16 protein-coding genes are annotated in these 23,586 nt (G+C 63.4%); 9 read left to right on the forward strand and 7 right to left on the reverse strand.

All coding sequences use genetic code 11. The features are described 5' to 3' along the window. Positions 1–104 precede the first annotated feature (104 nt). Positions 105–1,064 carry a TerC family protein gene (locus tag ACNR9W_RS05510; protein WP_419267859.1) on the forward strand — a complete coding sequence of 320 codons (960 nt, stop codon included), beginning with the start codon at positions 105–107 and terminating at the stop codon, positions 1,062–1,064. A 255-nt stretch (positions 1,065–1,319) separates the two neighbouring features. Here the strand turns inward: ACNR9W_RS05510 and ACNR9W_RS05515 are convergent, their stop codons facing one another. The 3 genes from ACNR9W_RS05515 to ACNR9W_RS05525 form a co-directional block, all read right to left on the reverse strand. Then, on the reverse strand, positions 1,320–1,769 hold the full coding sequence (locus ACNR9W_RS05515; RefSeq protein ID WP_419267860.1) for a DUF2934 domain-containing protein: 450 nt from the start codon (positions 1,767–1,769) through the stop codon (positions 1,320–1,322). Between the two features lie 330 nt (positions 1,770–2,099). Further along, a complete protein-coding gene (locus ACNR9W_RS05520) occupies positions 2,100–2,462 on the reverse strand; it encodes a DUF202 domain-containing protein (RefSeq protein WP_419267861.1) in 363 nt (120 codons plus the stop codon). Between the two features lie 126 nt (positions 2,463–2,588). Then, complete coding sequence (locus ACNR9W_RS05525; RefSeq protein WP_419267862.1) at positions 2,589–3,491, reverse strand: YihY/virulence factor BrkB family protein; 903 nt, start codon at positions 3,489–3,491, stop codon at positions 2,589–2,591. Between the two features lie 83 nt (positions 3,492–3,574). On the opposite strand from ACNR9W_RS05525, the gene ACNR9W_RS05530 reads away from it, so the two are divergent. The 4 genes from ACNR9W_RS05530 to ACNR9W_RS05545 all read left to right on the forward strand — a co-directional run bounded on the left by ACNR9W_RS05530 (position 3,575) and on the right by ACNR9W_RS05545 (position 9,932). Next, positions 3,575–5,581: a mechanosensitive ion channel family protein gene (locus ACNR9W_RS05530; protein WP_419268338.1), complete on the forward strand. Its 2,007-nt coding sequence runs from the start codon at positions 3,575–3,577 to the stop codon at positions 5,579–5,581. 436 nt (positions 5,582–6,017) lie between these two features. Next, the gene (locus ACNR9W_RS05535; protein ID WP_419267863.1) at positions 6,018–7,124 is read left to right on the forward strand and encodes a hypothetical protein; all 1,107 of its coding nucleotides are present in this window, start codon (positions 6,018–6,020) and stop codon (positions 7,122–7,124) included. A 256-nt stretch (positions 7,125–7,380) separates the two neighbouring features. Continuing rightward, entirely contained in the window at positions 7,381–9,177 is a 1,797-nt protein-coding gene (locus tag ACNR9W_RS05540) for a hypothetical protein (RefSeq protein WP_458478663.1), read from the forward strand. Positions 9,178–9,563: 386 nt separating this feature from the next. After that, on the forward strand, positions 9,564–9,932 hold the full coding sequence (locus ACNR9W_RS05545; protein WP_458478665.1) for an ATP-binding protein: 369 nt from the start codon (positions 9,564–9,566) through the stop codon (positions 9,930–9,932). Between the two features lie 139 nt (positions 9,933–10,071). Here ACNR9W_RS05545 and ACNR9W_RS05550 read toward each other — a convergent pair whose 3' ends face one another. Together ACNR9W_RS05550 and ACNR9W_RS05555 are read right to left on the reverse strand one after the other, a co-directional pair. Further along, entirely contained in the window at positions 10,072–13,551 is a 3,480-nt protein-coding gene (locus ACNR9W_RS05550; protein WP_419267865.1) for a calcium-binding protein, read from the reverse strand. Positions 13,552–14,098: 547 nt separating this feature from the next. Beyond that, positions 14,099–14,746, reverse strand: coding sequence for a hypothetical protein (locus ACNR9W_RS05555; RefSeq protein ID WP_419267866.1), 648 nt, complete (start codon positions 14,744–14,746; stop codon positions 14,099–14,101). A 595-nt stretch (positions 14,747–15,341) separates the two neighbouring features. Between ACNR9W_RS05555 and ACNR9W_RS05560 the strand changes: the two genes are divergently transcribed. Continuing rightward, on the forward strand, positions 15,342–16,364 hold the full coding sequence (locus tag ACNR9W_RS05560) for an LLM class flavin-dependent oxidoreductase (protein WP_419267867.1): 1,023 nt from the start codon (positions 15,342–15,344) through the stop codon (positions 16,362–16,364). Between the two features lie 405 nt (positions 16,365–16,769). Here the strand turns inward: ACNR9W_RS05560 and map are convergent, their stop codons facing one another. After that, entirely contained in the window at positions 16,770–17,522 is a 753-nt protein-coding gene (gene map, locus ACNR9W_RS05565) for a type I methionyl aminopeptidase (RefSeq protein WP_419267868.1), read from the reverse strand. A 244-nt stretch (positions 17,523–17,766) separates the two neighbouring features. Here map and ACNR9W_RS05570 point away from each other — a divergent pair, with 244 nt between their 5' ends. The 3 genes from ACNR9W_RS05570 to ACNR9W_RS05580 all read left to right on the forward strand — a co-directional run bounded on the left by ACNR9W_RS05570 (position 17,767) and on the right by ACNR9W_RS05580 (position 23,020). Beyond that, positions 17,767–18,870 (forward strand): zinc-binding dehydrogenase, encoded by a 1,104-nt coding sequence (locus ACNR9W_RS05570; protein WP_419267869.1) that lies wholly within the window; start codon positions 17,767–17,769, stop codon positions 18,868–18,870. Positions 18,871–19,719: 849 nt separating this feature from the next. Continuing rightward, complete coding sequence (locus ACNR9W_RS05575; protein WP_419267870.1) at positions 19,720–20,313, forward strand: restriction endonuclease; 594 nt, start codon at positions 19,720–19,722, stop codon at positions 20,311–20,313. A 199-nt stretch (positions 20,314–20,512) separates the two neighbouring features. After that, complete coding sequence (locus ACNR9W_RS05580) at positions 20,513–23,020, forward strand: Hint domain-containing protein (protein ID WP_419267871.1); 2,508 nt, start codon at positions 20,513–20,515, stop codon at positions 23,018–23,020. Positions 23,021–23,024: 4 nt separating this feature from the next. On the opposite strand, the gene ACNR9W_RS05585 is transcribed toward ACNR9W_RS05580, so the two are convergent. Then, positions 23,025–23,540, reverse strand: a complete 516-nt coding sequence (locus tag ACNR9W_RS05585; RefSeq protein ID WP_419267872.1) for a cell wall hydrolase — start codon at positions 23,538–23,540, stop codon at positions 23,025–23,027. Positions 23,541–23,586 lie beyond the last annotated feature (46 nt).

Raw genomic sequence — 23,586 nt, forward strand, 5'->3', positions numbered from 1 at the left:
CGGTGCGACGGCGGCCTGTTCCTCCTTGCGCCTTGCACGATGGCAACATTCGCGAGGGCATCGTGGAATTTCTTCTTATCGCATTTCTGGGCAAGCCGCTATGGATGTGGCTTTTGTTCATGGGCCTGGTGGTCGCGCTTCTGGTCTTCGACCTTGGCGTGCTGAACAAGGACGACCACGAGATCGGCATCGCCGAAAGCCTCAAGCTCTCGGCGATGTACATCACCCTGGGCCTGGCTTTCTCGGGCTTCATCTACTGGCAGATGGGCGGCGAGGCGACGGCGCAGTACCTGACCGCCTTCATCGTCGAAAAGACGCTGGCGATGGACAACATCTTCGTCATCGCGCTGATCTTCAGCTTCTTTGCCATTCCGCGGCAGTACCAGCACCGCGTACTGTTCTGGGGTATCCTGGGCGTGATCCTGCTGCGCGGCATCATGATCGGCCTGGGCGCGACCATTGTCGAGCACTACCACTGGGTGCTGTATATCTTCGCGGCGTTCCTGATCTTCACGGGCATCAAGATGCTGTTCGCGGGCGATCAGCCCCATGACATGGCGGACAACCGGCTTCTGGCTTTCCTGCGCCGCCGGATGCGCGTCACCGACCAGCTGCACGGGCATGACTTCATCGTCAGGCAGCCCGACCCCAGGACCGGCAAGGTGGTCCGCTTTGCCACACCCCTGCTGCTGGCGCTGATCGTGATCGAGGTGGCGGATCTGGTCTTTGCGGTCGACTCCGTCCCGGCTGTCTTCACCATCACCACCGACCCCTACATCGTCTATACCTCGAACATCTTCGCGATCCTGGGCCTCAGGGCGCTGTACTTCGCCCTGGCGGCGATCCTGCACCGCTTCGCCTACCTGAAATACGCGCTGTCGATCCTGCTGGTCTTCATCGGGTCCAAGATCTTCATCGCCGACCTGATGGGGTGGGAGAAGTTCCCGCCGGCCTGGTCCCTGGGGATCACCTTCACGATCCTGACCATCGGCGTGGTGGTGTCGCTGGCCAAGACCCGCGGCCAGACGCCAGAGCCTCTCCAGTTCGGCGAGGCGCGGCACTGACGCATGAATGATACGCCGCTCGGGAACGGGCGGCGTATATCTTTCCTGGTGCTGAACAGGGCGAACTCTGCTGTGGCGCCGGTTTTCAGCTGGCAGAGCAAGCTCCGCCCCTCCGGGTGCCTTCAGCTGTCAGGTCGCGGGACTCGTCATGCCACCGGACTCGGCTTCTTGTCCTGCAAGCTGTCTCCTCGGTCAGGCCCGCCAGCACCTCGGTGCCGCTGTCAGCCTGCGGGGTCTTGCATCTCTTGCGGATGACTACTCGGCCGCGTCAGAACCTTCGGCAACCACTTTGGGCTTGCGACCTGACTTGGCCTTGGGTGCCTCACCCTCTGCCGCCGGAGCGGCCTTGGCCTTTCGGCCACGTGCGGCTTTCGGGGCGTCCGCACCTTCTTCCGGCGCAGGTTTCGACTTGCGGCCAGCGGCTTTTTCGGCTGCCTTCTCGGAAGGATCGGCCGAGGGATCAGCCGGAGCCTTGGCGCTGCGCCCGCGCTTCGCCTTCGGTGCATCCGATGTCTCGTCTGCGCTGGCCTTGGACTTGCGCGTACGGCCTGTGGCGGTCTTTTCGGATGCAGGCGCCTCATCCTCCGCGGCTACCTCCCGCTCGGCCTGCGACCAGTGTTCCGCGTCTCGTCCCTCCGGACGACCGGCCTCTTCCCACAGGGCGTGGGCCCGATCCCGGATCTTCTGCGTGCGTTCGTCATTCATGATCAGCTCTTCCTTTGCTAAAGCGCCTCTAATGTGCATGTGATAACCTGTAAACACGGTTGGCAAGCCTCGCCACCCCTTGGCTATCTGCGCGTGGCATGGCTGGGCAATCTTTCCGACGGATGCTCTGGCGGGTGCTGGATCGTGACTCTGCGAAAAGCCGTGCCGGCAATTCCTGACGCTGACACTCCGGACGGAGCACAGGCCTGGTGCGCCGTCAGACGTCAACGCGCAGTTTAATTCAGGGCTTTTGGCAATAGAGCCGCAGGGTCGCTTCCCAAAAAGATCAAGCAGCAACCGTGAACGCAAGGTGTCTGGCCGCAGGGGTCTTTACAGCAGCCAAAGCACCCCGCAGATCGCGAGGATGCCCAGAGAAAGAACCGTCACCAGAAGCGTGATCCGGCCGCCGGGCTGCAGTCGCGCCGTGTGGCTCGACAGCCGGTGCCGCGACTTTCGATTTTCCAGCCATGCTCCCCAGAGGATCAGCTCGGCTGCGAGCAGAAACAGCGTCGCAGCGGCCTTCGGCACCCAGGCAGGCTGAAAAAGGCCAAAGACCGCGTGGAGGCCAATGGCCACCCCTGTGGTCGCCAAGCCCGTGCGGATCCAGCCCGAGAATGTTCGCTCCACCGCCAAGATCGTCCGATCTTCGGCCAAGTCCGTGCGATCTTCGGCAAGTTGTTCCTTGGCAGCCATAGCATCTACTATGATCCGGACAGGCGCCAAGGCAAGGCGCCTGAATGAGGAAAGGCCTGGCGCAGAACTGTCTGCAGCAAGATGGAAGGGCCGGGGGGTAGCAAGGGTCGCTCCGATTCCTTGCGATCAGGCCTCATGATCGCGCCTCCCGCTGCGCGAGTGGTCAGGTTGCTTCTTCTCTCCCTTCCGCTTTCCGTCCACGCTGTGATGTTCGAGCAAGGCGTTGATCTCTGATCCCACAAGGATCACGAAGCCCGCGATGTAAAGCCAGAGCATCAAGATGATCACCGCGCCGATGCTGCCGTAGGTCGCGCCGTAGTTGCCAAAATTTTTGACGTAGATCGAAAATGCCAGCGAGGCCAGGATCAGTAGCACGCTGCCAAGCACGCTGCCCGGCGTGATGAACCGGAAGCGTTGCTCTACATTCGGGCCGAACTTGTAGAAAAGGGCATGGCCCAGCAGCAGCGCCAGGCAGATGATGATCCAGCGAAGCGCGGCAAAGACCTTGGCCAGGGTCTCCGGCGATCCGAGGCGGTCGATCACCCACTGCTCCAGAGTGCCCCCCAGCACCACCAGCGAGAAGGCGCCAAGCACCAGGATGCCGAAAAGCAGACTGAGAATGATGGCCGTCACGCGACCACGCACGATACTGCGGGCTTCCTTGACGCCGTATGTGATGTTGAGCTGCTGCATGATCGCGTACATCCCCGATGACGCCACCCAGAGGGTTGCCAGCAAGCCGAATGACAGGAGACCGCCCCGCTGTTCCTGCGTCACCTCCTCGACGACGCCCTCGACCAGAACGGCGGACTCTTTCGGCAGCGCCCGCCCCAGCAGATCCATGACCGCCTTGTCGACATCATCGACAGGAAGATAGGGAATGACGCTCATCAAGACGATGAGGCCCGGAAAGATCGCCAGGGTCAGAAAGAAGCCGAGGGCAGCGGCGCCATTGAAGACATTGTCGTCGCTGATGGCGTCAATGAGTTCACGAAAGAACTGTTTCGGGCCGAGGCCTTGGATGCGCATGGACGGAACCTCCGTCTAACAAGAAGGCTTCTGCAAATCCGGTTCCGCCGGCGGGCTGATCAAGCCCCAGTTCTCGGTTGCAGGTGCCATTTGCTGGGGGTGCGGTGCAGCCTCGGGTGTTCAGCTTAACTGCACCCCGGGTACTGGTCACATCCTTCGATTTCCCGCGCAGGGCGGTCGGTTGCGCCATACCTGAATCTGTCCGGCATCCCCGGGATGCTCACCTATCTCCTGTAGTCCGCGTGCCACCCTCCAAGCCTTGTGGTCTGGCCGAAGATGATAAGTCCCCTAAGACATCCGCAACCGTCGTAATCGTCAGGCTCCCGGACCGGCATCCGGGAACCTCATTTCAGGAAACGATATCCGGCTGCGCGGGTTTGGCCCCAGCATCAAGCCCTCGTACGGACAGCCTGCAGATGATCAGATTTTTGAAGACCTTCCTGTTTCTATTGCCACTTCTTGCCGTGGGCTTCGCCCCCCGGCCAGCCCTGGCACAGGACGAGGTGTTCGAATCCCCAGTCCTCAATCCCGGTCTGGGTGCTGTTCCCGACCGCATCGACCGAGAAACTCCACGCGCCGCGATGGCCAGCTTTCTGCGGGCTGCCAATGATGAGGACTGGGAGGCCGCCGCGCATGTTCTGGACCTGAGCGAGCTGCCCCCGGCGCAGCAGGCAGCCCAGGGACCACAGCTGGCGCATGACCTTTACGACATCATCGACCGCAAGGTCGTGCTGGATTGGTCGCTGTTGCTGGACCGCCCCGACGCCTTGCAGACGCAAGGTGGCGATACCGAGGCAAAGGCGGGTGAAGCGCGCCGTTCGCTGTTGCTGCGTGATCTGTCGCTGGATCCCGTCCCTGCGGAAATCCGTCTGAACCGCGTCCGCCCCGAAGGTGCAGATCAGCCCCTCTGGGTCTTTCCTGCCGAAACGGTCCGGGACGTGCCGGCATTGCACCGCATTTACGGCCCGTCGCGTTTCGAGGCGGCCTTGCCCGACGAGATGCGCAAGAAAACCGTTGGCGGGTTGATGCGATGGGAGTGGATCGGCCTGCCTGTGCTGCTCTTGGCGGCTGCCTTGCTGGGCTGGATCGTTCACGGCATTCTCAGGATTGCAGAGCGCCACGCTAAGAGAGAGATAACATCAGGCGTCATCAAGGCCTCCCTGTGGCCGCTGATCATCGCCAGCGTGACGGCGCTGGTCTGGTGGGTCACAGGCAACGTCTTTGTCTTTTCCGGCCGCATCGACATCTTTCTGGCGCCCGCCATTGCGACCGGCTTTATCACCGCCTTGCTGCTTTTCATTGTCAGCGGCGTCGAGGCCTTGCTGAACGGCTTGGTCGCCCCTGGTGAAGATGTTGACCTGACCCTTGCGGATCAGGCCGAGGCCCGGGCCTTGGCGACACGGCTGAATGCAGCGCGACGGGTGCTGGTGGTGGCGGTCTTCCTGATCGGGGCGGGCGTGGTCTTGTCCTCGGCAGACCTTGCGGGGAGCTTGGGACTATCGCTTCTGACATCGGCGGGCGCCTTGACGATCATCCTGGGCTATGCCGCGCGCAACGTGCTCAGCAACATCATGGCATCGCTGCAGATCGCGCTGAACCAGTCCGCCCGCATGGGGGATCGTGTCGTCTACAAGGGCGAGCTGTGCCATGTCGAACGCATCAACATGACCTTCGTGCAGTTGCGCAACTGGGACAGCACCCGCCTGATCGTGCCGGTCGAGGAGTTTGCGTCCGAGACGTTTTCCAACTGGACGCTGCAGGATCCGGAAATGCTGCGCGTTCTCAAGTTCAAGTTGGACCCGCATGCCGACATCAAGAGGCTTCGCGACGCCTTCAACGACGTCCTGGAGCAGGTGGCATCATTGGACATCGGCAATAACATGAGCGATCTTGACGGTTCGAGCGTCAATGTTGCCGATCAGGACATCTTCGGGATCGAGGTCTGGTTCAGCATTCCCTGCACCGACCCGAACACCTCGTGGGAGGTGGCCTGTGTCGTGCGCGAAAGGCTGGTGGCCCGCGTGGCCCAACTTGAAAAGCAAACAGGGGAAAAGATCTTCGCGACAGCGGTAGCGGCGGAGGCAGGATAATCTGAGGGGATCCTGTTCAAGATCGCGCGCCAGGTGACAGCCTCCCGGTAAACTCGCTATCCGCCCTTGTTGCGCATTGCTTGGACTGTCTGACCTCGTTGTGCGCCGCCCGGTGATGATGCTGTGGCATCTTTAGAGTTGGTCTGTTCAAAGCTGGGGGCTTAATTCCTTTCCTTTCTGGGAAAAGAGCCCACCCTGACGAAGGCATCAAATTGTGCGGAGACGTAGCACAGGCCTACATCCTGAAGCAGGGTGTCGGTTGCCGATTTCGGAGGCCACGGGCCGTCCAACTCTGACCTGAGGGATTCCCATCGTCCTGCCCATTAAATCTGCACGTATGGGGAAACATTCCTGGCGACCGGCGTTCGTCGGAAGCGGACTTGGTCACGTCGGGGACATTTTTTCGCGCGGGTCCCGCATCACTGGGAGAGACAACATGAATGAAGCATCCGTAGACGACACCAAGCGCGGTTACGTCGATTGGGCGTCAATCCTGGCCGGTGCGGCCATCGCGACCGGCGCTTCTCTGGTCTTTACCGGCTTTACCGCTGCGATCGGATTGGGCTCGGTCTCGGTCGAAGAGGGCGAAGGTCTGGGCACCTTTGCGTTGATCCTGGTGGGCCTGTTCGCTTTCGTCTCGATGGTGGCCGTCTACGGTCTGGGGGGCTACATCGCCGGCCGCATGCGCCGCCGCAATGCGGCTTCGGAGGATGAGGTCGAGGCACGTGACGGCATCCACGGGCTGACGGTGTGGGGCTTGGGCATGTTGCTGACCGGGCTCCTGGCGGCAGGCGCCGTGTCCAGCGGCATACGTGCAGCCGGCAACGCGGCGGGCACCGCGGTTGAAGCAGCCGGTTCCGCCGTAGGTGGGGTGGTGCAGGGTGCCGGCCAGTTGGCGGGCGGTGTCGTCGGAGGCGTGGGTCAAGTCGCGGGTGGCGCGTTGAGCGGCGTCGGGCAACTGGCCGGCGGGGCGGCCTCGGCGCTTGGTGGCGAAGGTGCCATGGGCGGCAACCCGCTGGACTATGTGACAGACCGTTTTCTGCGCGGTGAGCAGGCGGCCCCTGACCAGTTCTCGAATGAGAAGATCCGCAGCGAGATCACCAATATCCTTGGCACGGTCCTGCGCACCGGCGAAGTGCCCGAAGAAGACTTGGACTATCTTCGCGGCGCCCTCGCGGCGCGGACCCAGTTGACCCCGGCTCAGATCGATACCCGGGTTGAGCAGGCTGTCCAGCAAGCCCAGGATCTGCGTGCCGAAGCACAGGAGCGTGTGGAAGAAGCAAGGGCCCAGGCCGAAGAGGCTGTCGCCGCTGCCGAAGCCCGTGCGGAGGAACTGCGCACTGAGGCCGAGCAGCGCCTGCAGGCAGCCCGGGAGCAGGCTGTCGAGGCGGCCGAGAGCGCCCGTCGCGGGGCCGTCTGGTCGGCGCTGTTCTTCGCAATCTCCGCCTTGATCGCCGGCCTGGCTGCCTGGATGGGCGCCATCAAGGGCGGCCATGATCGCGACGCCGGTCGCATCTGGACCGGCTTGACCCGTCGTCGCTGAGTTCAGCGATGCACCTTGCGATCAGGCTCTGTCGGCAAAAGCTGACAGAGCCTTTTTCGATACGCAGCCCAAACAGGGTGACCGCTGGTAGCTTGCGCTGGCGGTGGAGCGCTGCCGGTACGGGGCATCGCTCTGAGCATGTTAAAAGCCTTGCTCTGCTCGCCCCTTCGAACGGTGGAGTGCGCTTCCCAAGCAACTGCCTAACGTCCGGGGAACAGCGCTATGCGTTGACGCCGGCACGATTTCTGATCACCATTTGAAAGAATGGTTCAGAGAGCGGCCCCGTGAAGCTCTGAGCGGCATCCGGAGGTTCCGCCATGGCAAGTGGCCATCCCTGAAGCATGGCGTTCCAGCTGGTCTCCGCCGCCCAATGATTTGTTGCCAGAAAGAGGACATCATGCTGACCCGACGCGAGTTGATGATAATCCTGGGCGGCTGTGTAGGCGGTACCGTAGCTGGAAGCAGGGATCTGGTCGCGCAGCCGGCCAAGACCGCTTTGGACTCCGGTCGGACACGGCTGGAAGCTGGCCAAGGCTCCGTCGCGCTTGGACTCAACGGCATTGCCGACTGGGGCGCCAGCCAGCCCTTCATCGACGTGATGAAATCGTCGCGCGAATGGCAGGGCCGTTCCGAAACCGCCTTCACCAGCCACAGCCACCACCAACTGCGCGCCGGTGGCCACCTGGATGCGGATGGACACCCGTTCCGTCTTCCGCCGGGGGCTGATCGGGTCGGCACGATCATCCTGTGCGAGATCCAGGAGGCCGACACGAGCCTGAACGGGCGGTATCGGCTGACCATCAGCGGCAAAGGTGACCTGCACATCCACGGGGCGCAGAACATCACCCGCGGCGTCGGCTTTGCCGAATTCGACTACACGGCCGCAGGTGACAACCTGATCGCCATCGAGATCACCGGCTTCGATGCGGCCGATCCGATGAAGATCGGGCCGTGCATCAACCTGAAGCATCGCGCGTCATATGAGGCAGGGGAGATTTTTCGTCCCGACTGGCTGGCGCTGATCAAGGACTTTCGCCTGTTCCGCTTCATGGACTGGCAAGGCACCAACAACAGCCTGCTGTCGGCATGGGCGGATCGGCCGACGCCGTCATCGGCTACCTGGACGCTCGGGGTGCCGGTCGAGACGATGGTGGCGCTGTGCAACAGGCTGGGTGTCGACGGCTGGTTCTGCTTTCCGCATCTTGCGACGGACGACCACATCACCCGCTTCGCCCAATACGTCCATGACAACCTGCACCCCGATCTGGTCGCCCATTACGAGTATTCGAACGAAGTCTGGAACTTTCAGTTCGATCAGGCTCATTGGGCGAACCAGCAGGCCGAAGCGCTCTGGCCCGACCATGTGGGCCAGGATGGCTGGATGCAGTTCTATGGCGGCAGGGCCGCCGAAATGGCGATGCTGCTGGATGCCGTCTATGCCGACACGGCCGGCCGCCACAACAAGGTCATCACCACGCATACCGCCTGGCAAGGTCTGGAGCATGGCATCCTGAACGCGCCGCGTTGGGTCGCGATGCAGCCGGGCCGCAAGGCGCCAAAGGACTATTTTGACTGCTATGCCGTAACGGGATATTTTGGTCACGGGCTGAGTGCAGAGGACGGCACGGCACGGATTCAGGAGTGGCGGCAAGAAGGAGACATGCCGGCCTTTCAGCAGATGCGCGCAGCGCTGGAGGCAGAGATCGCCGATCTGAAAGAACAGTGGCGATACCAGAAGGACGCGGCCGATGCCGCGGGCCTTTCCCTGGTCATGTACGAAGGCGGCAGCCATGTCGTCCCCCACCACCCGATCGTGGACGCGGATGCGAGCCTGCTGCCGTTCCTGGAGCGTTTCCACTATTCCGAGGACATGGCTGCGCTCTACACCCACGCCATGAGGACCTTTCACGACGTCGGAGGCGAGTTCTTCAACGTGTTCGTGGAGATGGCGAGACCGGGCCGCCACGGCTTTTGGGGCGCACGCCGGCATGTGCTGGATGACAACCCCCGCTGGGCCGCTGTCACGGCACAGAACAGCGGGGTGGTCCGCTGACGGGAAACCCCGCCTGCCGCGTGGAGCCTTTTGAAAGCATGGACTGCGCACGTGGCGGCATCATTTTCATCAACCGCCGTGGTTTGCGATGGCGCCATGCGACCTGCGCCGGGGCATGGTGTTCACACCATCCCTTACCGATTGTGACCTCGCTGGGGCGAGAAGGGCGTCTTCGATCGATTCCAGCAGGTCTGGCTGCCAAGGAACCGGAGAAAATCTATGATGATCGACCAGCCCTTATCTCAAGGCCTCCCGCGCCGTGACGCGCTGCAGGTAAACAAGGGCAGCGTGGGGGACAGGAAGATGGTCGATAGTCTTGCCCTGGTTCTCCACCATGACGGACAGGCCGTTCAGACAGGGCGATAGAACTGGTAGTGGCAGAGGGCGTGGCAACCAGGACTTGCGTTTCGAACCTGTTCCACCGGCTTCTTAAGAACAAGCTGTCCGAGCGCGAGGTGCACTCCATTGCTCATCATGTAAAGGCCGCAGGTTCCCCGACTGCGAGGGATGTCTCGGGCTTCGGCGTCGCCGCCAGCAAGGTCGACGAGGCGACCGTGCGCCAGTTGCAGCGCCGAAAGCTCATTGACAGGGCACAGAACATCGTCCTGAGCGGCGGCTTAGGGGCGGGAATGACCCAGGTTGCGACTGCCCGCGGCGTGCACACCATCGCGCATTGCCGCCGGAAGTGGACTTTTTCTTCATCCCCAAACGAGCCGATGCCTTCGAACAGGAGAAGGCCGGGCAGCCTGTCGTAAGCCTGACCCTCGATCTTGTGAACGTATATGAGCGAGGGCGACCGACCGTTCAGCGCCCGGGCCGGTTCTGCGTGAAAAGCAATATCCTCCCCTTGGGCAGGGGAGGATTGGCTCGGCGCCTCAGGTTAGCTGCTAAAGATCAAAGCCAAAAATCCTGCGCCGCAAGGGAAGAGACGTTGGTCACACGGGAGTCCTGTGTCGTGTTCCCGGTGACATCTCCGCGCACCAGGATGTCGTCCCCCGATTGCACCAGCCAGATGGAATGGGCAGCCGCTCCCTTGTTCGAGAATGCGAAGGCCTGGTCGCCGCTGAGATGGATATTTGCTTCCATTTCGTGCAGGTCCAGAAGATCAACATAGGACTGGAAGTCGTGGACAACGTCGCTTTTAGGTCCGGGCTGGCTTTCGGAAGTGGATTTCAGCACGAATGTGTCCCGCGACAAATCCTTGCCGCCGAACATGAGGTCGGTACCCGCCCCGCCGATCAGGACATCTGCCCCCGTGCCACCCATGATGACGTCGTTCCCGTTGCCTCCGGCAAGGGTATCGTTTCCGGACATCCCATACAGCGTATCGTTCTCCGACGTGCCGCTGATCCTGTCGTTGACACCCAAAGCGAAGATCACGTGATGTCCCAGGCTGCCTGAAAGGCTGTCATCGGCCATGCTGCCGACGATGCTGCCTTGCGGCATGCTGGAGGGAAGCGCATCTTCCGAATTTCCGCCCAAGAGCGAAGGAGTAGCCTTTTGCATAACTCGAGGTTGCGCTTGCCCCGCAGGAGTTAGAGTATCTGGTACAGAGCCATTGAACAGGAAGTTCCCTGCACCAAGGTCTGATCTGTTAACGCCTTTCAAGAAGATGCTGTCACTGGCTGACAGATAAAGCCTCGCTCCTCCCGCCTCTTCACGGATCTCAACGAGATTGGAGTAGCCGCGGATATCTAGGACCTCTTTTTCCTTGGCGCCGAAATCGGTTATCACGTCCCGCCCGTCGCCCGCGGAAAAGCGATAGACGTCGTTCCCCGCTCCTCCCCTAAGAGTGTCGTTCCCACCTCCCCCAATGAGCGTATCATTGCCCTCGCGCCCGACCAGCACATCATTGCCCGCCATGCCGGAAATCACGTTGTGGCCGCTGTTTCCGTAAATCCGGTTGTCTAGCGCGTTGCCCGTACCGCTGCTGTTCGCCGCAGTTCTGAGGCAAAGGTCCTCCAGATTGTCGGCGAGCGTCCAGTCCGTTCTCGAGTGGACAATATCGTGTCCCTCATTCGCCAACTCCACCGCTCGATCAGCCGAGCTGTCCACCCAATAAACGTCGTTCCCGCCGCCCCCCATAAGAGCGTCGTTCCCAATTCCGCCGAAGAGCGTATCATTTCCCTCCTTCCCCACCAGCATATCATTGCCACCCTTGCCAAAGATGACGTTATGGCCGCTGTTTCCATGAATTCGGTTATCCAGGGCATTGCCCGTGCCGCTGCTGTTCGCTGCGGTTCTGAGGTAGAGGTCCTCCAGATTGTCGGCTAGCGTCCAGTTGATCGTCGCGTGGACAGTGTCGTGCCCCTCACCCGCCAGCTCCAGCGTTTGATCCGCCGAGTTGTCCACCCAGTAGACGTCGTTTCCGACGCCCCCATGCATCCGATCAGCACCGCCCCTGCCGTCGATGGTATCATTGCCGCCAAGGCCAAAGATCGTGTCGGCAACCGAGCCGCCGTTGAGCGTGTCGTTTCCGCTCGTGCCGGTGATGCTCCCGACCGGCGCCGGATCGGCCGGCGCCGGCGCCGGGGCCGGATCCGCCGGCCTGGGATTACTCGGCGCGGGATCGACCGGGGCAGGTGCCACAGGATCCGTGGCCCCGGGCGCGACCTCGCCACTGCCGATGAAATCGCTCCCCCCCCTGTTCTCCCACCATCCCGGATTGTTCCTGTTGAACTCGACAAGGGAATCCCATCGTTCCGAGTGGTCGTCCAGGTGTTGAAGGGCGCCCCAGGACCCGTGGATGCCGTGCCTGGCCACATCAACGAAGGCATTGAACAATGTCCCGCCGGCGTTCTTCCAGCCGCGCAAGAGCTCCAGATAAAGTTGCCCCATGTCGTCGGACTGGTTCAAGGCCAGGAAGAAATCGGCCAGTGTCCGATTATTGCCCCATTCGCCGACCCCCACGACGTGGGTGCCTCCTTCGTACATGACCAGGTCCAGGCCATAGGCGTCCGCGATCCTCTTGTGGTATTCGAAGCTCTTGACGAGGTTCGCGATCGATCCATCCGGGTTGCCGGTGACGGAGCCGTCGCGCAGTTCCCTGACCGCCAGGGCGATGGCCTGGTCGTATTTGTGTTGCTGGACATAGCTGTCCAGCGGTGTCCCGGACAGGCCGAGCGCGCGCCCCTGGGTGGCTGCTGCGGCTTCGGAACTGGCGATCCATCCAAGAACGACCGGTGCCTTTTCACGGCCGAGACTACCGTCGAAGTAGCCGGTGACCGCGTAGTCGTTGAAAAGCGAGGCCGGCTTTTCCGAGCCGTTCCTGACCGCGTTCGGTGCCTCGAGGATGCTCCATTCCAGCCCGTGCCAGCCGGTATGGGTTGCGATCACCTTGTTGACCAGTTCGTTCACGTTCTGGCCATAAACCTGGTCGATGATCCTCGCCATCTCGGCGGCCTTCATCCCGTAGAACTGGACCCAGGCGTCCCCCTGGTTCGGCCAGAGCTTTCGGCCCTCCATGTTCGCCCACTGGGCTTGCTCGAACTGCCAGTTCCACACCTCGTTCGAATACTCGAAGAAAGGCTTCAGATCCGGATCAAGATGCTCCTTCACATAGGTGACGAAGTTGCGGATGTAATCCGCGTCGGCCAGGTGCGGAATGTTGAACCAGGGGTCCGTTCCCGTCTCGTTGGCAAGCCGGACCATGATCTCGAGTGGTACGCCTGCCTCGGTGCCCCATGTCGCGTCCGACGCATGGGCGCGATCAGACCAGGTCGAGACGTCCGAATTGTTCGTGCTCTGCCAGTCCATGAACCGCAGCGAACGCATGTCGTCGATCAGCTTGATCCAGTCGGGGTTGAAGATCTTGCCCTCTTCGAAGGCAGCGATGTTTTTCTCATGGACAACCGAGATGTCCCGAATGTGATCGGCGCTGTTGATCCGCTGGATGTCGATGCTGACCAGGTTGTTGCCGCGCGGGGTGTAATCGAACCAAATCTCGCCGTTGCCGTATCGCACGTTGGTGGCGCCATTGATGGTGATGTCGCCTTGGCCTTCATAGGTGACCCGGTAGGTTCCGGCGATCGACGTCATCTGTGCCGGCATCTCTGTCAGCAAAATGGCGCTGACATGGCTCACTCCGGCGGGGAGCCGCGTGAGATAGCCATCCGCGTCCGAGACAGCCTCGATCTGCGCAGTCGTGGCACCGCCCCACCGGCCTTCCAGATGTCCCGTCCAGGGGCGCGAGCTCTTGAAGACATCGATGAACGGCATCTGCGTCGACCAGTCGGAAATCCCGTTAAGGCCGACGCCCATCGACGGGTTCGCAAGCGCTGCCTCATGTGCAGCGCCACCTGAAATCGACGCCCCTGCCGGTCCAGTTCCTGTTGCATTCAGATCCGGGGCGGCTGTGGATAGGGTGTGGGCCATGTGGGTAAAGCCTCGACAGGGTTTATGCGGATTCGCACCTGAGAGGTTTATCCCTCGGGGTTAATTTTGGATTAACAGCGTGACGGCTTTCATTGATGCTGTCCATTTTTGCCGCCCGATGATCCAAAGTATAGAAGCGCAGGGGCCTCGGGCGATCGATCGGCCAACGGCGGGAAGTTCTGCAAGTACGCTAGGACACAGGGCATCAACAGGGTTCCGCCCCGCTCCGATATGTCCGCCCTTGGCACTGAGCTGCCGAAACCTCGCCCTCAAGGTCGTGGAACGGCCAGAACCGGCTTGGCTGGATAGACAGGCCGCCGCTGCCGGACCGGTTTTGCCAGACCCAGAGGCCTGTCGCAGCCGATCCACAGGAGACGTCGTCTGCTGCACATCAACCGAGCCCACTCGACGCCCTCATCCGTCCAGGCGATGAAAGATACGCCATGGGACATGGTGCCGCTTCAAGGCTGGCCGGCCCGGACTTCCGAGATAGCCGAGATATCGCCATGTACGGCTCGCCGGCGGCCCAGGAACGGGGGCCTGGGATCTAAAACCTTGTCTCCGGCAGCCAGATCTCGATCGTGCCGTTTCTGGGGGTCGGTCGAAACGTCGTGAAGTCGGACACCGTTTCCCGACCACCGCCACCGGTCATGCCGACCAGATCGGCGATCTTTCCCGTCACGTCCTGGTCCGCCGCATGAAAGTAGCGGATGCTCTGCCGGTCAACTGCGTAAGGAATGGCGCGGCTCTCGACCTCGGCCGTGCCGACCGCGCGCAGAAGGCGGACCAGTTCCTGCGACCGTTCATATCCACCGCGTTCGGGATAGTGGATGACGACCCGCGCCTCGGCCAGCGTACGGGGCCATTCCGGCGTCGACGCTTCGGGGGTTGCGCGGCGGGTCGGCGCCGGCGATGCACGGCGGGGGGCTGGATCGTTCGACGCGGCGGGGCGCGGTGCGGCCGATGCCGATGGTGCAGGCTTGGGGTTGGGGGCAGGTGCGGGGGCAGGCGGGGGCGCCGGCTCGGGTGCCGCCTCGCGGGGCTGCCCGGGCAGCGCAGGCAGGTGCCGCCAAATTTCGCGGGCAGTGGGAACGCCGTTGCCGCTGGTCTGGGCGCTTGCCGGTACCGCGGCCAGGCAGATGATCATCAAGAGCGTCGCCACGCGCGCGCTAGGGTGGTTGCCGTGTTGCGTCATTCTGGACCTCCGCCTTGATATGCGGCACCCGGGTGATACCGTCGCCCGCGATTATGAACCCTCGGATGGCAGATCCATAACCGACCCGGTGCCCGAGTCACGGCCTGTCGTTTTTACGCCGCATGCTGGGCGGAACGTCGCCCATATTCGCCTTGGGGCGGTGCCGTAGGTCGCACCATCAACGCTTCTGGTTGCTGGCATTGCGCCGTACCAGGACATCGCTGGACCACTCGTTATCCCCCCAAGCCACTCATTGACGGCGCTTGTGTGGCAGGCGAACGCGGTTCTGGCCAACACCTCTCGACATCAAACACCGCCGCAGTGGCGGGGCACATGAGGGGCGCCTGCATGTCCGGCCCAGCGAATATCCAAATTTCTTTCGCCTGATCAGGAGGGGGCCCCTCTGCACGGAAGCGCAGCATGGTCCGCCGGCGGACTTGCCACGACGGCTGGTCGAAAAAAGCATTCAGGCGGCGCAGCGCATCGGCTTCGTCACACAGCCACTGTTCACTCTCGCACAGGGGCCATCCCTGTCATTCTTGGGCCTTCCGACATAGCTGACAGGCATCGGCTCAAAGGTTGGATGGATGCTGCCATGAAAAAGATCGGATTTCTGTCGTTTGGGCACTGGTCGCCTGCCATCGGTTCGCGAACCCGCTCTGCGGGCGACGTGCTGCTGCAGTCCATCGATCTGGCCGTTGCCGCCGAAGAACTGGGCGCAGACGGAGCTTATTTTCGCGTGCACCACTTCGCGCGCCAGCTGGCCTCGCCCTTTCCGCTGCTGGCGGCCGTCGGTGCGCGGACCAGGCGCATCGAGATCGGCACCGGCGTCATCGACATGCGCTACGAAAACCCGCTTTACATGGCAGAGGATGCCGGAGCCGCCGACCTGATCTCGGGCGGGCGACTGCAGCTCGGCATCAGCCGGGGATCGCCCGAGCAGGTCATCGAGGGCTGGCGGCATTTCGGCTATCAGCCCGCCGAGGGCGAAAGCGATGCCGATCTGGGCCGCCGCCATGCCGAGGTGCTGCTCGACGTCCTGCGGGGTGAGGGGTTTGCGCAGCCCAATCCCCAGCCGATGTTCCCGAACCCGCCGGGCCTCCTGCGGCTGGAGCCGCATTCGGAAGGGCTGCGCGAACGCATCTGGTGGGGCGCCGGATCGGACGCGACCGCGATCTGGGCGGCAAGGCTGGGCATGAACCTGCAAAGCTCGACCCTCAAGAATGACGAGACCGGAGAACCCTTCCACATCCAGCAGGCCAAGCAGATCCGTGCCTATCGCGCGGCGTGGAAGGAGGCCGGCCATGACCGCACGCCCCGGGTCTCCGTCAGCCGCAGCATCTTCCCGCTGGTGAACGACATGGACCGCGCCTATTTCGGGCGCGGCGGCAAGGCTGGCGACAGCATCGGCTATCTGGATGCGCAGACACGCGCCATCTTCGGTCGCAGCTATGCGGCCGAGCCTGACCAGCTTGTGGCGCAACTGGCGCAGGACGAGGCCATCGCCGAGGCCGACACGCTGCTGTTGACGGTCCCCAACCAGCTGGGGGTCGATTACAATGCCCATGTGATCGAGGCGATCCTGACCCATGTCGCGCCCGCCCTCGGCTGGCGCTGATCAAACAGGTGTCCCTTGCCGCCGCACTGCAACGGTCGGCGGGTTGCCGGGTTTTAGGCGATGCGCAGGTCCTGCGATGGTCCTGTAAGCGCCGAAGCCCGGCACATGACCATGCTGCCGGAGTGTCGGCCCTTGCCTTGCCCCGGGCTGCATCCTCTGGCGTGACCGGAGGCGATACTGCTGATGTTGCCGGGCAGCAAAGGAAGGGTGGTGCTGAGGCGCCGAATTTGCATCCTTCCTCAAAATACACCGGCAGCGTGTGAAAGACCTGCGCCTCATTCAGCCAAAGCGTGGCATCACATGTGTCTGTGCTGATGATGGCGAAAGCGAGGGCCTCCGCGAAGCGCACAGATAGCTCCGCAGCGGCGCGGTTCAGCATGACGTCCCGTTGCCCGCTGGCCCGAGTTACCCCGGCAGCGTGACAGTGATGGCGCCGCGCCGGGTCGCCACCACGGTATGCTCGTATTGCACGACCGGCGCCGCGGGCCGGCTGTAGAGGGTCCAGTCATCGTCCGTGCCTGACATGGCCCAGGTTCCGCCGCGCGACAGGAATGGCTCGATGGTCAGCACCAGCCCATCGTGCATCCGTCGCTTGTCGCCCTTGGTGGGCCAGGTCGGAACCTCTTCGGGTGCCTCGTGCAGGGCGCGGCCGACACCATGGCTGGCCAGGTTCCGGATCAGCGTATAGCCGCGCCGCGCCGCGAAGGCGCCGATGGCGTTGCCGATGCCGGCCAGCGGTTTTCCATGCCCCACCTGCGCGATGCCGATCTGCGTCGCGCGCCGTCCGTCCCGGCAGAGCCGGTCCAGGGACGGCTGCACCCGGCCCATGCCGAACGTTGCCCCCGTATCCGCGAAATAGCCATCTAGAGAGGCGGAGACGTCGATGTTGACCAGATCGCCCGGGACAAGCCCGCGCTCGCCGGGGATGCCATGGGCGATCTCCTCGTTGACGCTGATGCAAGTGGCTCCGGGGAAATCGTAGGTCGCCTGAGGCGCCGACACGGCCCCCTCCCGCTCCAGCAGCTCCCGGCCGATCCCGTCCAGTTCGCGCGTCGTCACGCCCGGCTCCATCGCTGCCGCCATCGAATGCATGGTGTTGGCGACAAGACGGCCGATCCGCCTCAGGGCTTCCAGTTCATCTTGGTGCGTGATCGTCATCGGCGGCTCTGCACAGGTGTTGGAGGTTTCCGTCCTAGCACGCGAAGGTCCGGTTGTCCCAGTCGGCATGGGCTTGGTGAACTTGCTGCGGGATGCCTTCATTATTGTTCCTGTTGCGAACATGATAGGGTTGAGCCCAGCCTGCTTCGGCAAGCGCCGCAAAGAGGCCTGCGACGATCTGATTGAAGCCCGGCTGCAACTGCGGGAGGGTTTCGGCTGTTGCATCAACTGCATTGGAGGACACATGGATCGCGAGAGCCTGGAATTGAGATCGACCGTCACGCCGGACGGCACGCTGCGGCTGCATCTGGAGCCTGTGGACCTGCCCGAACCGGGGCCGGGGCAGCTGTTGGTGCGGATCGAGGCGGCGCCGATCAACCCGTCGGACCTGGGGCTGATGTTCGGCCCGGCCGACATGGAGACACTGACGCATGACGGCCAAGCGCTGACCGCGCGCATCCCCGATCGCGCCATGCTGGCGATGAAGGCCCGGATCGGCCAGTCGCTGCCGGTCGGCAACGAAGGGGCAGGGACCGTCATCGAGGCGGGACCCGACCAGCAGCACCTGATCGGCCGGCGGGTCGCGATGCTGGGCGGCGCGATGTATGCCCGCCTGCGCCTGATCGAGGCCAAGGATTGCCTGGTCCTGCCCGAGGGAGCTTCGGCCGAGGAAGGCGCGGCGCTGTTCGTGAACCCGCTGACGGCGCTGGGCTTCGTCGAGACGATGCGTGCCGAGGGACATTCTGCCATCGTTCATGCGCCGGCCGCCTCGAACCTCGGGCAGATGCTGGTGCGGATCTGCCAGGCGGATGGCATCGGGCTGGTGAATATCGTCCGCAGCGCAGAACAGGTCGCCCTGCTGCGGGACCTGGGTGCGACCCATGTCGTCGACAGCAGCACCGACAGCTTTCGCGAGGACCTGACGGAGGCGATCGCGGCGACCGGCGCCACGGTCTCGTTCGACGCCATCGGCGGGGGCGAGATGACCAGCACCATCCTGAACGCGATGGAAGCGGTCGCGGCGCGCAACATGACCAGCTATGACCGCTATGGCTCGTCGGTGATGAAGCAGGGCTACATCTACGGCGCGCTGGACACGGGTCCCTCGGTCCTGCGGCGCGGGTTCGGGTTCAGCTGGCGCGTCGGCGGCTGGCTGCTGTTCCATGCCCTGCAGCGCCTGGATCCGGCCACGGTCCAGCGAATGCGCCAGCGCGTCCTGGACGAGATGACGACGACCTTTGCCAGCCACTACACCGCTCGCATCACCCTCGAGGAGGCGCTGGAGCCCGAGAGGATCGCGGCTTATGTCCGCAAGTCGACCGGGGCCAAGTACCTGCTGACGCCTTGAGGAAGTGACCGTCGCCGTGGCTGGTCCTGCGGCGGCCCCCCAATGGCTGGCCTGGCTGCCTGCGGGCCCTATCCGGCAAGAGCTGCGGCCTGGCGCGGCCCGTGCGGCCTTCATTGGCCTTCGGGCCAAATATGCTCGGGGCGGTACGGGACGGCAGCATTGCCGATCTGTATGTCAGGCTCACGGCCGCAGAGAACATCAACCCAAGGACCTGGAAGGGCAGGCCGGCCGTCGAACCGTCTCCAAGTCGTCGCATCGGCGTCATGTTCGGTTGGCGGAGAGAGGCCTCCAGATCCTGGAAGATTGACCATGCCGAAACTGGCCTTTCTGCCCTCGGCCTTCGCTGGCTCATATGGCCGAGGGTGTCGCTGGCTCGGGCGAGGGCTTTGTGATCGACGCCTCGGGTAAAGACCGGGGCATGACGGCACCGACGACAGCTCGGACTAGCCGCTGTCTGGTCGCTGGGCCAGATGCGACAGTCGTGGGGGCGGCTCAAACTACCGGGGATTCAGGTGGCAGACGCTCAGGGTGCGCGGGCAAGGATCAGGATGAAGAGGAATGACCCGCCCGCAAGCACACCGGTCGTTCCTGACACTTCAGACCCCTTAGCGTCCTTACCGGCAACGCGAGGAGCGCAAGCGACCCGCTCCGCTGCCAAGCTCCTCCCGGCGTCCATGAACCCGCTGGCCGATCGCGCTTGTTTCACGAACTTGGCAGGTCCCGCCGTGGCGCGTTCCATATCTGTTCCCTGCGATTCTTTACGGCTATACTTTCTGAAAAACATCCAGTCGGCCGCCGTCATTGCAGAAGAAACTCTACTCCCTCGCCCGTGGGCTTGCCTGGCTCGCGATGGCGCTCTGCACCTTGGCGACAGGGCTGGCCATCCTGTGTCTTGCTGATCTGCACCGGCAGCCAGAGGCGCTTCTGATGCTGGGCTGCACCATCGTGATCCTTCCCGGCTGGGTCCTGCGGCGGCCCAAGCGCAGGCGCAGGCGGCGCCCGGTGATGCGGCGGAAGGTCAGGGCCAAGCCGGCCGCTCCCCCAGCAGTCAGGGCGCCGCGGCGTCGTCCCAGCCAGCCCTTCACCCTCGGGGTGCCAAGCGACGGCCAGGACTTTGAACTCTGGGTGGCGCGCCGCCTGCGGCAGCAGGGCTGGCGCACCCGCCTGACCCAGACCAGCGGGGACCAGGGGATCGACATCGTCGCGACCATGGGCCGGACCAAGGTCGGCATACAGTGCAAGCGCTATACCGGCTCGGTCGGCAACAAGGCAGTGCAGGAGGCGATTGCGGGCCGGGTGTTTCACGGGCTGCATGTCGCGGCCGTCGTCACCACCGGCACCTATACCCGCAGCGCCGAGGAACTGGCCCGCAAGGCCGGCATCCATCTCTACGGTGTGGGCGACATCGCCGAGATCCGCAAGCTTGCCAGGAAACCGTCCTGACCAGCTGTTTCCCACGCGCCTGGCTGCGAGAACTTCACGTCCCTTGTTTCCAAATATGGTCCATATGTAAATCCGATATCATATTCTTTGGCATATTGGGATGGCGTAATTACTAGAATCTTAGTCTGAATGGTCGGGACGGAATAAACGATTCATATTATCTCCAGGCAAAGCCAGTGGTGTTTTGTGAGAGTGCGTCGTGCCTTATCTTCACGATCTTATCGAACTGTCGGGTGTTGCCAGCAATACCACCTATAGCGCCGCGAACGGCACCATCCTGGGGGTGATCGACAACTCGACCTACACCGGCGACAACGACAACACCGCCACCAGCATCGTCGAGCTGAACGACACCGATTACAATGGCGGTATTCTGACGATCGGGGGCGTGGCCTACAAGATCCACCTGGTGACGCCCGCCAGCACGTCGCAGCCGGTCACGCTGACCGACGGCTCTGGTGCCATCCGCAACGTCACCGGCGACGACTACAGGACCAACATCGCCTTCATCCGCGCGGTACCACTGTCTGGCACCGGCGCCACACGATATTTCGCCGCGCTGGACGACAGCGTCGGGGATATCAACATCGCCTCTCTCCAGACGCGGACGCTGGACTTCGATCCGTCGGGCCATGACGTCAAGATCAACCTGACCACGAACAACAACATCACAAGCGATGGCGGCGACCTGCTGATCGGCGGGGACGGCAACGACGCCCTGAACGGTGGCGGCGGCAACGACACGCTGAGCGGCGGGGCCGGTGCCGACACGCTTGTGGGGGGCGCAGGCAACGACCGGCTGGACGGCGGCATCGGCAACGACCACCTGGACGGCGGCGACGGCAACGACACGCTGAACGGCGATGACGGGGATGACAACCTTTATGGCGGCGCGGGCGAGGACCTGCTGAGCGGTGGGGCGGGCAATGATTATGTTCACGGCGGGGCCGGGCATGACACGCTGAACGGAGGGGCCGGACATGACACGCTGGTCGGCGACCTGGGCAATGACGTCCTGAACGGCGGCCTCGGGAACGATCACCTTGATGGCGGCTCGGGGAACGACACGCTGAACGGGGATGACGGCGACGACTATCTTGCCGGCGGGCTGGGCGAGGATGTGCTCAATGGCGGCGCCGGCATGGACTATCTGGATGGCGGCGATGGTCACGACACGCTGAACGGCGGGGCCGACAACGACACGGTGGTCGGGGGGCTGGGCAACGATCTGCTGAACGGCGGCTTGGGCAATGACCGGCTGGATGGCGGCGACGGCAACGACACGCTGAACGGCGATGACGGCGACGACAGCCTCTATGGCGGCACGGGCGAGGATCTGCTGGATGGCGGCGCGGGCAACGACTATCTGGATGGAGGCGATGGCTATGACACGCTGAACGGGGGTGCGGGACACGACACCCTGGTCGGCGGGCTGGGCAGTGATCTGCTGAACGGCGGCTTGGGCAATGACCGGCTGGATGGGGGCGACGGAAACGACACGCTGAATGGCGAGGATGGCGACGACAGCCTCTATGGCGGCGCGAACGAGGATCTGCTGGATGGGGGCCTGGGCAACGACTACCTGGAAGGCGGCGATGGCCATGACACGCTGAACGGAGGGACGGGGCAGGACACCCTCATGGGCGGCCTGGGCAACGACCTGCTGAACGGCGGCGCCGACAATGATGTCCTTGATGGCGGTGCAGGCAACGACACGCTGAACGGCGGCACAGGCGCCGACCGTCTGACGGGCGGATCGGGCAACGATGTTTTCGTCTATACGGCCGACGGCAGCATCGACAGGATCACCGACTTCAATACCGGCAATACCGGCGCGCTGAGTGACGGCGACACGACCAACAACGATTTCATCGACCTCAGCCGATACTACCACAGCCTGTCGCAGCTGAAGGCCGACCATGCCGATGACGGCATCCTGAACCAGTCCAACACCACCGATGCCTCAGGGCGCCCGGTCAGCTATGACGGCAAGGAGTCCCTCCTGGTCAATGGCAGTGGGGGGATCGTCTTCGAGGGCCTGCAGCCGTCGGACTTCACCAATGACAATACCGGCGTGCCATGCTTTGTCCGGGGCACCATGATCCTGACGCCGGACGGCGAGGTCCCGGTTCAGGACCTGCGCCGGGGAGATCTTGTCCTGACGCTGGACGCCGGCGCACAGCCTGTCCTGTGGATCGGGCACCGCGCGCTGTCTGCGGCGGAACTGGCCGCGCGGCCCAGGCTGCGGCCGATCCGGATTTCGGCCGGGGCGCTTGGCGAGGGGCTTCCCCTGCGGGCGCTGACGGTTTCGCCGCAGCATCGGGTCCTGCTGCGCTCGCGCATTGCCGGGCGGATGTTCGGTCAGGACGAAGTGCTGGTCGCGGCCAAGCACCTGGTCGGAAGCTGCGGGATCGAGGTGATCCAGGATCAGGCGCCGGTCGAATACTGGCACGTCATGTTCGACCGCCACCAGGTGATCTGTTCCGAAGGCGCCATGACGGAAAGCCTCTTTACCGGCGCCGAGGCGCTGGACAGCATGGGACGCGTAAGCCGGCAGGAGATCATGGAGCTGCTACCCCAGCTGGCGGACCGGCCCTTCCGGCCCGCGCGCAGGTTCCTGAACGGGCGCGCCGGCCGGAACCTGGCGCTGCGCCACCGGAAGAACCAGGTGGCGCTTTGCGCGGCATCGGGCTTGGGGCCGACCTAGACGCTCAGCGCCAGCCCCGCCGTCCCGTCATCCCCTCGATCGGTGCGGGAGGGTAGGGCCGCGTCACCAAGGCGGGCTTGCGCCTTTCGTAGAACGCGTTGCCGCCCGCCACCAGGACGTAGTGCATGTTGTTGTAGGATGCCCGATAGCTGGCGGCATGGAAGAACTGGGCGTTGCCGACCATCGGATGGCGTTCGCCCCGCATGACCGAGGCCGCGGCCTCGCGCACCAGCGGGACAGAGCGGTCGTTCATCTTGCGGGACATGATCCCCGGCGCGAACTGTCCCTTCTGCGAGACCACCCCGCAGACGGAACGCGGATAATCCCCCGACCGGACCCGGTTCATCACCACGGTGCCCACCGCGACCATCCCGTCGCGGCTGGAGCGGTTGGATTCGAAATACATCGCCCGCTCCATGCATTCGCGTTCGCTGTGCCGCTGAAAACCTCCGCAGCCCGTCAGCAGCAGGATCGCCCCCACCCGCAGGACGGTCCGCATCGTCACGCCATAGAATTTCATGTCTGGTTGTCCCGCCGCTCGTGAGGTCCGCTTTTTTCCCGGCAAC

It is taken from the genome of Paracoccus sp. T5, assembly GCF_048538155.2.
GTDB lineage: Bacteria > Pseudomonadota > Alphaproteobacteria > Rhodobacterales > Rhodobacteraceae > Paracoccus.